The sequence below is a fragment of the Sorangium sp. So ce124 genome, from assembly GCF_051525235.1.
Classification (GTDB): Bacteria; Myxococcota_A; Polyangia; order Polyangiales; family Polyangiaceae; genus Sorangium; species Sorangium atrum.
This window is the reverse complement of the sequence record NZ_CP150312.1, coordinates 11,526,564-11,536,389: the sequence shown is the minus strand read 5'-3', so window position 1 is coordinate 11,536,389 and position 9,826 is coordinate 11,526,564. Positions and strand designations below refer to the sequence as shown.

The following is a 9,826-nucleotide window of genomic DNA, read 5'->3' as shown; positions in this document are numbered from 1 at the left end:
CCACGGCCCTGTCCTCGTCGCCCGATCCCCCCGGACGAGGGCTCGTCCCCTCTGCGGGCAGCGCTACTTGTAGAACACGTTCACGATCACCGTGTTCGCTCCCGGTTGGGAGGTGTTGTCGTCTGCCGCGGCGGCGGTCGCGCCGATACCGATGCCGTTCGTGAACGCGATACCATTCGTGTGCTCTGCCGAGACCACCTGCCCGGCCGGCACCATGAGCGTCAAGGCAGGCTGGCTCGAGCCGACCGTCGGGGCCCCGGCCGCGTCATAGAGCTTCACGAACGCATCGGTCGAGCTCCAGTTGGCCAGGTGCCAGCCGAACACCTGCCCGGCGGAGCTCTTCACGCTCTGCCCCGTGGTGCTCAGTCCGACGTTGCGGTAGATGGAGAGCCCACCTGCCGTGGCCGGCTTCACGTTCACCGCGCCGACCGTGTTGGTGCCGGCCGGGAGCGACCCGACCAGAGTCACCGGAAGCGGGTCGGTCTGCGAGACGTCGACGGCGGTGCCGTCCGCGCCTGTCTGCAGCTTGGCGCGCAGGACGTGGACGCCGAGGATCTCGTCGGTGGCGAGGAGCGTGCCCGCGCCCTCAGGAAGCGTGATGTTGTCCGACATATGCTGACTCCTTGGTGAGAGATCGCCTGGTTCTCTTATCCGACCTCGATCGCGTCGACGAAACCGTACTCGCAGAGCAGGTAGATGTCCTGAAGCGTGTCGTTGAGCCGGTCGTCCTCCGTCTTGAGCTCATCGTCGATCACGCCGACCTGAGTGCGGCTCGCGCCGAGCGTCCAGGTGCCGAGATCCCTTTCGCCTTCGGACAAATTCACCTTGTCGCTGGCCCCCGTGTTGCAGCCGCCGGTGCTGTCCAGCGGGAACTGGTTAAGCGTGAGCGGGCCCTCCTCCGCGACGCCTGGCCGCGCCATCGCGACCTGGAGCTCGTCCCCGGCCGAATAATGCGTCTTCCCGTTCCACCGCGCATAGAGCGTGTAGCTCTTCAGCGCGACTTTCTGCGTCGCCGGGGCGTAGGGGAACATCTCCGGCGTGAGCGGGATGGACAGCTGCTGTGCCACGGCGTCATCCGACGGCGCCGCCATGAACCGGGCCCACTCGGCCGGCAGCTCGGACCGCAGGCTGAAGAGCCGGCGCCGCACCGGGGGGTGGTCGTGGTAATACGCCTTCGCCGCGGCCGCGAGGGCGCCGTTCGAGCGCGCCGTGTACCGGATGTGCAGGATCACGTCGCTCACCGCCGCGATGTCGAAGCGGTTGTTCGCCGCAGGGAGCTCGATCTTGTAGGTGCCGAGCACGCCCGCGCCCTCGAAGGGCAGATACCGCTCGTCGCGCAGGTTCGGCTCGAACAGGCCCGCGTCGTTCACCCCTCCGCTGGTCGCGATCACGCCCGTCAGCGGCGCGAGATCCGTCCGGAAGCCCTCGGTGTCCGCATAGGTCTCGGCGGTCACCGGCGGCTGCGGCGGCTGCGGCGGCGGGCGCACGCGCGTGTTGCTCAGCGTGAGCGTGCAGCTCACGCCCGCGTACGGGCCGGTCACGGTCGGTATCGTGACGGCGACCGACTTGATGCGCCGGAAGTAGTGACCCGGGTAATCGAGATCGAACACCTCCTGCGTCAGCACGACGTCGCAGGTGCCGGTCTCGCGCAGCCGCATGAGCTGCTCGGGCGCGACCTCGGCGAGCGAGACGTTCTTGACGAGCTCCGCCTCTCTCGGCGTCTGCTCCAGGAATGCGGCCTCCAGGCGGCGGAGGTCGTGCTGGAGCCGCTCGCCCGCGAGCAGGCCCTGCTTCAGGCTGTCCCAGGCGCCGAAGCGCACCATCGCGGGCGTGCTGTCGGCCGTGCCGAGCTCGAACCGGAGCGCCCGCTCCGCGCGCCTGGCCATGTCGAAAGCCAGCGTGTACGTCTGGTAGTGGACGGTCGACAGCTCCGCCACCATCCAGTCGTACAGCTCCTCGGTCGTGCGCTTCCTGTCCCGGAGGAACTCGAGCACCTCGCGCGCCTGCTCGGTCTGCCGATCGTGGTTCCTGAGCTCCACCTCGGCCACCGCGGCGCGGATCTTCGCGGCGACGATCTGCTTCTCCAGGCCCTGCATCTCCTTCGCCGCGAGCCGCTCCTGCAGCGCCCACTCCTCGGCGCGCCGCTCGTAGCCGGCGATCGTTGACGCGATCGACGCGCCCTCGCGCAGCGCGCCGGCGGCCATGGAGAGCGCCTGTGCCGCCGCCTCGATCGACGCGCCCGAGGCCTGCCCGCCGATCGTGGTGAGGGCCACCGGGCTCCCCATCGTGCCCGCGCCGCCGAACGTCGTCGACGGGGTCGCCTCGACGCCGGGGGCGACCGCGGCGATCACCTGCGCCGCGAGCCCGAGCTCCAAGCCCGTGATGCTCATGGCCAGCGCGCCCTGCTCCGCAGCGCTGATCCGCGGCAAGCCCGCGTAGTGGTCGCGGCGGAGCCGCGCCGTCTCGAGCGACCGCTCCAGCGAGGCGACGGTCGCCTGGGTCTCCTTGACCTGCTGCGCCTTGATCTCGCGCACCGCCGCGAGGAGCTCGACCTCGTGGCCGGAGCGGAGCCGCGCGATCGCCTCGCCGTCCTTCTTCTCCATGGCGGCGAGCAGCGCGGCGCCGAGCCCGGAGACCGCGCCGCAGAGCTCCGCCGCCTTCGCGAGCACCACCTGGAAGCGGTAGGGGAGCCGCGGGGAGCTCGCCTCGCCGAGCACCGTCGCGAGATCCACGCCGAGCGCCCTGGCCTGCACGAGCAGCATCGGATCGATGGGCGGCTCGAACAGGGGCAGCGTCCGGACCGACCCATCGATGTTCATCGAGTGTCGGATCTTGAAGAGCCGATCGGCGACCGTGTCCCACAGCCCCGAGAGCGCCTCGTCGCGGGGCACGCAGAAGTACAGCTCCCCGAGGTCAGGCGCCCGCTCGTGGATCGTGGGGTGAGGCGGCTTGATCAGGATCGCGAGGCTCTCCGCCTCGACGCGGGACCGCGACCCGATCACCGGGTCGGAGAGGTCTCCGAGCCCGAGCGCCTCGAGCTGCCAGTAGTTCCGCGGCGTCACCGCGTCCTTCCGCTCGACGCGCGCCGGGCGCCGGCCGAGGATGTTGCCGGCGAGGATGTACAGCTGCGTCGCCTCGTTGATCGACTCGATGGTCTCGCGGCGGAAGAGCTGATCGCCCCAGGCGATCAGGTTCTCGATGTACTTCGACACCACCGCCTTCTGGTAGGCGATCGGCCGCATCCGCGCGACGAGGTGCGGATTGAACGGGTCCTCCCGCCACGCCTCGATCTGCGCGGCGAGATCGAGCTTCTCCGACGCGTCGCCCTGGTTCGTCAGGAGCGCGCTCATCAGCTTGGCCATCGCGCCCTGCTCCGAGGCCGGCAGCTCCCGGAGCTCGTCCTCGATCGAGGCGAGATCCTTGTTCTCGCGGAACGGCCGCACGTTCCAGAAGCGCTCGGGCGCCGGGGCCGGATCGCCCGTGGTCGGGTCGAAGATGAAGTGGAGCCAGCGCTGCGCCTCGGCGTGCCGGCCGCTCTGCATCAGCCGGAGGGCGATCAGGAACGGCGCGTGAAAGAACAGCTCCCAGTTGTAGATCGAGTAAGCGCCCTGGAACGAGAAGTCGACCTCCTCCTTCGGATACGGCGTGAGCACGTTGGCGGGGTCGGGGTCGTACGTCTCCTTGAAGGCGTCGACGTCGCCGGAGCGGAGCTGGATCGGCTCGGTCGGGTGGAGCGACCACTTGAGCAGCCCGTCCACGCCCGAGCGCTGCAGCTCCTTCCGGAACAGGCAGGCGTAGGGGTGGTAGAAGGACATGAAGCGGTATCGCTTCGCGTCTTCGTAGACGTGCGCGATGCGCGTCTCCTCGGGCGCCCTGTGCGCCCACTCGTCCGCCGTCGACCCCGCGCGCATGGCGAACGCGCCGAATTTCAGGCCGATGTCGCCGTACGCCGTCATCCCGGGCTGGACCTGCGTGGCCTTATCCCACTCGGTGTACTCGGTCAGGACGAGATCAGCGAAGAACGTCGACTTCGCGTCCTTGAAGAAGAACGACACGCCGGCCGAGGCGGTGTCTTTGAAGTGCCCGCTGCCGATCTCACGCGGGATGAGCGCGCGGAACGGGGTGACGCTGCCGAGCAGCGGGATCCACTTCAGGAAGCCGTTGATCTTGACCGGAACGACCAGCTCTGTCGCATCTTTCGACACCACGTGCTGCCCCCGCCAGCCGGTCCTGAGGGGCATTCCATCACTGAGAGATCTGAAGTGCGAATAGTTGGAGATGAATTGGGTGCCCTCCAGCGCACCGCAAGCGCTCTGCGCGAAATGCCCGAGGCGATCGCCGCCGGTGCCGTCGAGCGTCATCGCCGCGATCGCGGGCGGATCCTGCTCGTCGTCGCGCTGCACGAACAGCGAGACACGATCGGGATCCGACTCTGACGCCAGCGTCACCTCCGAGCCGCCGCTCATCCGGCGCGCACCCCACGCGCCGTTGCGGCGCTGGCTCCACGCGAGGCGGATGTAATGGCTCGTCACCGCCGTTTTGCCCGCCTCGCGCGTGTCGCTCGGTATCGGCTGCACCGGCTCGGCGCGCTCCTCGATGATCGGCCAGTACAGGTGTGGGCGACGATCCACCACGGCGAGCAGGACCCTGTCCCCCTCGATGTCGAGATCGATGGGCTCCCAGGGAGTCCAGGACAGCCCGTCCACCCGCGTGCGGTAGAAATACTTGTACGGCTGGGCCGCGGTGCGGCCGACGACGTGGAGCACGTCGATCGGAAGGTGCGTGTCGTCGCCCTCCTCCTCCTGGTGGAACGCGCTCGCGATCTCGAGGTTCGCGACCTCGTCGAGCCTGTCCAGGTACCGCTCGAACGCGCGCTCCGCGGAGTCGTCGGTGATGTCCTGCTGCCGGAGCTCGGCCTCCAGAGCCTTGAAGAACGGCGACTTGTCGTCGCGCAGCGACGGGTCGAGGTACAGCTCGGTCTGAAGGAGCACCTTGCGGCTCGCCTCCCAGACACGGAAGCTCTTCCGCCACGCCCACTCGCGCGCCGCCTCCTCCGGGAGCTTCAGCTCTCCCGACTCCAGGTTCATGAGCGCGCGCTGCACGAACGTCTGCACCGAGCCGATGGCCTGCTTCAGGCGCGAGGTGATCACCGCCGGGCTCGTCTCGACGTCCACGAGCAGGTTGGCGAACAGGTCGTCGCTGTCCTCGTATCCCCGCTTCGCCACGAGGTACGCCACCAGCGTCGACCGGAGCCGCTCGCGCAGCACGTCGCGCAGCGGCGGCGCCACCCGCGCCCACTCGGCGTCGGAGTATTTGGCCTTCGCGGCCCGGACGATGCTCTCGGCAGGCCCGGCGCCGTCCGAGTACATCGAGGTCTCCCAGTCGATCGCCTGCTGGGCCGAAATGCCGAGCCGCTTCAGCATCACGATCGCGCGGCGCACGAGCCCGAGGACCGAGACCTGCTCCGCGGCGTTGCTCGGGTTGAGCGGGTTGCTCGGCCCATAGCCGCGGGCGAGGAGCAGCTGCTCGACGTCCGCCGCGGGCCAGCCCGTGGCCTCCGCCAGCGCCGTGGCGGCCTGCTCCGGGGTCCCGGCCACGAACAGGCTCGCCAGCGACGGGTTCGGTCCGACGAGCAGGGAACGGAGCTCGACGAACTGTACGAGCTTCTCCCAGGCCTCGAACAGCGGCGAGCCGGTGCCGGCGCTGTTGATCTCGGCGCGCGGCAAGGCGTCGAGATCGAGGGCCACCGTGGCGCCTTCGCCCTCGTCCAAGACGAACATCCGCTCGATCTCGTCGGCGCTCGCGCCGAGCCGCTGCACGACCGCCGCGGCCTTGGCCAGGTGCCGGTAGGCGGCGAGCTGGGCGGCGCGGCTGACGACGTCGAGCGACGGCGGCGGTGAGGCGGGCAGCGAGAACGCGCTGCCGAGCGGCACATCGCCCGGCTCGCCCGTCGTGAGGATGTCCGCGATGAGCAGGTGCGTCGACCGCGCGTCGAGCTTCAGCGCTGCGGCGAGCGTGTCCTCGACGAGGGCCGCCTCGGCCTCGATGTCCGGGGCGCCGTCGCCGTTCTTGCCGCGCAGCGCCAGCAGCGCGCCGAACATCTGGTCGAGCACGGGGCCCGCCGCCTCGGCCGTCATGGAGATCCGCGCGCGCGGAGACGACCCCTCCCGGAAAACGACATCCAGGTCGGCCGGCGACAGCCCCGAGCGCCTGACGCGATCGACCGTGTCCAGGAAGCGCAGCGTGTGCTCTGGGTTGTCGACCTCGAACGGCCTGTACTTGCTCAGGTTGTAGAGCACGTGGAAATCGGGCAACGACAGCCGCAACGCCCGCGCAAAGGTGACGATGCGGTGGAGCTTCGCGAGCGTCACCGGCGCGAGATCGGAGGTGTCCGCCGGGACGAGCGGGGGCAGCCCGAGCCCGGAGTCCTCGGTGAGCAGCGACAGCTCCTCCCGGCTGATGCGCAGGCCGGCGAGGACCGCGGGCGTGTGGTCGGCGAGCAGGTTGGCGGTCGGCAGGCTGGCGACCCCCGGCAGCGCGAGCGCCGCGTCGACCGGGTTGGTCACGGCCCTGTTCTGGAAGAGCTGCTCGTAGAACGAGGGCGTCTCGCCGGCGTCGCGGCGCCGGGTGTCGAGCGGCCCGAACCAGCTCGCGAGCACCGCGATCGGCAGCGAGATGCCCCGGTCGGCGCGCAGCGCCTGGATCACCGCGATCACGCGCAGCGCGCGATTGTTCACGAGGTCGGTGCCGCTGGGTGCGCACGCGGCCAGCACCTGGTCGAGCTCGCGGATCGACCAGCCGAGGCGCAGCCGGAGCCGCAGGAAGCGGTGCAAGATGTCCAGCGAGGCCACGGCGTCGCTCAGGCCGCCGATGCTCTGCTCGTCGATCTTGCAGCTATCCGCCGGCTGGATCGCCGGTGATCCGAAGCGATGGAGCACGGATGTCTCGAGCAGATCGCGCAGCTCGTTGTAGGACAGCCCCGAGCGCTTGAGGAACACCGGCACGTTGAACAGCCCGCCGGGGATCACGGAGACGCCCCAGGCGCTCGCCAGGGTCACGCCCGAGATCGATGTGCCGCGGATCAGATCGCGCTCGCGCAGTGAAAGCCCGAGCCGATGGGCGGCCGCCTCCTCGGGATACATGGCCTCCGGGCTGGACCAGCTCGCCCTCAGCTCGCTCAGGAATGCGTGCAGGGGCACGCCGAGGTGCTCGAGGTAGACGCGCGCCTCGTGGTGCCGGTGGTGATACGGCAAGCTGAAGGGGAAGTCGGTTTCCGCCAGGCGCTCGTAAGCCGTCTCGTGCCAGTCCTCCTCGCCGCTCGGCGGGTTCGGCATGGCCGCGAGCTCCTCGGCGGTGCCGACGGTCGCGATGTGCTCCGGGAACGCGGGCGGGGCTTCGTTCTGCTCCTTGGTCTCGCCCACGAACGCGTGGACGAGGATCTCGTTCACCAGATCCACGTACGGCAGGGGCGTGTCGGCGTTCTGGCAGGTGAGGTCGATCCGGCCGATGTCCGGGCGCCGCCCGGCGCGCGCCGGCGTGGAGCCCGGCGCGCTGCCGAGGAGCAGCTCCTTCGCGGTCCACTTGGTGCTGCCGCTCTTCGTGATCGTGGAGCTGTACCGGTCGAGGAAGCGGAGCATGTCGACGAGGTACGCCGCCGGGCCGTAGACCGAGGCGCAGTGCGCGCACGCGCACGCGTCGGAGGAGCCGAAGAGCGCCTCGTACGTCGCGAGATCGGGCGCCGGCTGGCTCGCGCGGCGCGCGGGGTTGGGCAGGGCGTAGGCCGAGCCCTGGTTGAAGGCCGTGCCGAACTTGAGCGACAGCGCGAGCGCAACATCGGAGACGGCGACCGCCTTTTCGTAGATGTCGTTCGCGATCTCGACGCCTCCGAGGGCAGCGCCGAGCTCGGCGCCGACCCGGGGCTTGCCGCGGATGGAGATCTCCCGCGCCGACTTGAACCCGGCGTCGAGCAGCACCTTCGCCTCCTCGTACCTGGGTGTGAGATTGTGCAGCCGCTCGACCACCTTGAGATCGCGCACCGCGACCATGGGGTTGGAGAGCCCCGCGACCGCCCCCGGGTTCGACGCGATGAAGTGGCCGATGCGCGCCTCGCCGAGCTTGAACGAAGGGTTGTTGTCGAAGAACGTGGGCAGCTCGCTCCCGCCGACCGCGGCGATCGCGGACGCGACCGCCTTCGACGGGAACGCCTCCTCCAGGGCCCGCCGGAGGACCTTCGCGTAGGTCGCGCGCCTCTCGGCCACCGTCGCTCCGGGCGTGTCGGCCGGGTAGTTGATGGGCGAGCCGTTGCGCTGGATGGTGAGGACCGCGATCCAGTCGGCCTCGCTGTAGGCCGCGAGGTCCTTGAGCTCGGCGAACTGGGCGTCCTGCCAGCGCTCCCACAGCTCTTCGACGAGCGGGAAGTGATAGCGCGTGAGCGCGCCCAGCTGCAGCACGAGCTGGAGCCGCGGGATGTTGAGCGAGCCCTCGCTCTGGTACTCGGGCAAGGACGCGAGGTGGGCCCAGAAGGCCTCCGGCGTGCCATCGAACGCCAGGTACTCGGCGAGGAACTGTTCCGCGTAGCCCTCCTCGGACAGCACGAGCTCGACGAGCTGACCGAGGCTGCAGGTCGCTCCCGCGGGCGGCGCCCCCATGGCGAGATCGACGGCGGCCTGGGTGAGGAGATCGACGAAGCTATCGCTGACTTCGCCGCCCACGATCTTCGCTTCCTTTGCCTCGTCGAGCGCGCGGCGCAGCGCGGGTTTGGGGTACGACAGGAGCCCGCGCCGGGTGGCCGGCAAGCCCATGCGGACGAAGGGGTAAAAAGAATCGGCGGACCCGCCGACGCCGACGGACGTCAGGAGGGAGTCGGCCGCGACGAGCGCCTCGACCTTCCCGCGATCCACCTCGGTCCCCATCGCGACGAACTCGACCTGCTCGGCCTGAAGGGTTCCGAGGACCACCCCCTGCGTATGGGCCGCGGTGCGGGACTTGAGCTGCTGCAGCTCCGAGGGGCCGCGATCTTCCTGGTTCTGGCTGGTGACCAGGTCGACGACGGCGGTCGATGGGGCGCGGACGATCAGCGCGGAGCGGCCCAGCTCCTGATTCGACCCGTTGTAGACGATCACCCGGAGATCCGGCTGTTGCTTGCCGGATGCCAGCAGGGGCGAGTACGAGATCTTGTAATGACCCGTCGAATCGGTCGTCGACGAGCCGATCTCTATCTCTGACGTCAGCCTCACGTCGTAGGCGCGCACCGTCGCGTTCGCGACCGTCGCGCCTTGATCGTTCCGCACGATGCCGCGTACGACCGATTGGGCTGGAGCGCGCCTGGTCGAGGTCAACGCGAGGTCCACCTCGATCCGCACGGTCGCAGGCGTCGGCGACACCTTCCATTGCGTGTAGCGCGTGACGTACTCCTCGGCCCCGGGCGAGAACACGCGGAGCGCGATCAGCGGCTTCCGCCCCTGGAAATGGCGATCCACGGCGGCCTGGTCGAGCGATATCTCGAAATCGCCGGTCTGGTTGGTCACGGCGACGGCGACGAGATCCGTGGTGACCTCCGCGCTGTCCCACGCCTCGACACGCACACTCCCGACGCCCCTTTCGGTCTTGGCTCGGACGACCCGACCGGAGAGTTTATACTTTTTCATGCGAGCTCCCTTCGATTCCATGGTCAAAAACCATCAGTTGGCGCAGTGTTCGGCCGCCGCGGCCGGTGCGCCTCGTCGCCGACGGTCGACAGCGGAGGAGATGACGAGGAGAGCCACCGCGGAACGATCGGCGCGACGATTCGCGCGCCGATCGCTCCGCACGAGGACGCTCTCGCGGT

At 69.6% G+C, this 9,826-nt stretch carries 2 protein-coding genes; both read right to left on the bottom strand.

The window, feature by feature from the left end; all coding sequences use genetic code 11:
• Positions 1 to 63: 63 nt before the first annotated feature.
• A complete protein-coding gene (locus tag WMF19_RS43340) occupies positions 64 to 612 on the bottom strand; it encodes a hypothetical protein (protein ID WP_437894616.1) in 549 nt (182 codons plus the stop codon).
• 35 nt (positions 613 to 647) lie between these two features.
• Positions 648 to 9,647 (bottom strand): neuraminidase-like domain-containing protein, encoded by a 9,000-nt coding sequence (locus tag WMF19_RS43335; protein WP_437895726.1) that lies wholly within the window; start codon positions 9,645 to 9,647, stop codon positions 648 to 650.
• Positions 9,648 to 9,826: the final 179 nt, after the last annotated feature.

Coding starts and splice junctions, on each gene's coding strand:
- WMF19_RS43340 (WP_437894616.1), bottom strand. CDS start 612: ATGTCGGACAACATCACGCTTCCTGAGGGCGCGGGCACGCTCCTCGCC.
- WMF19_RS43335 (WP_437895726.1), bottom strand. CDS start 9,647: ATGAAAAAGTATAAACTCTCCGGTCGGGTCGTCCGAGCCAAGACCGAA.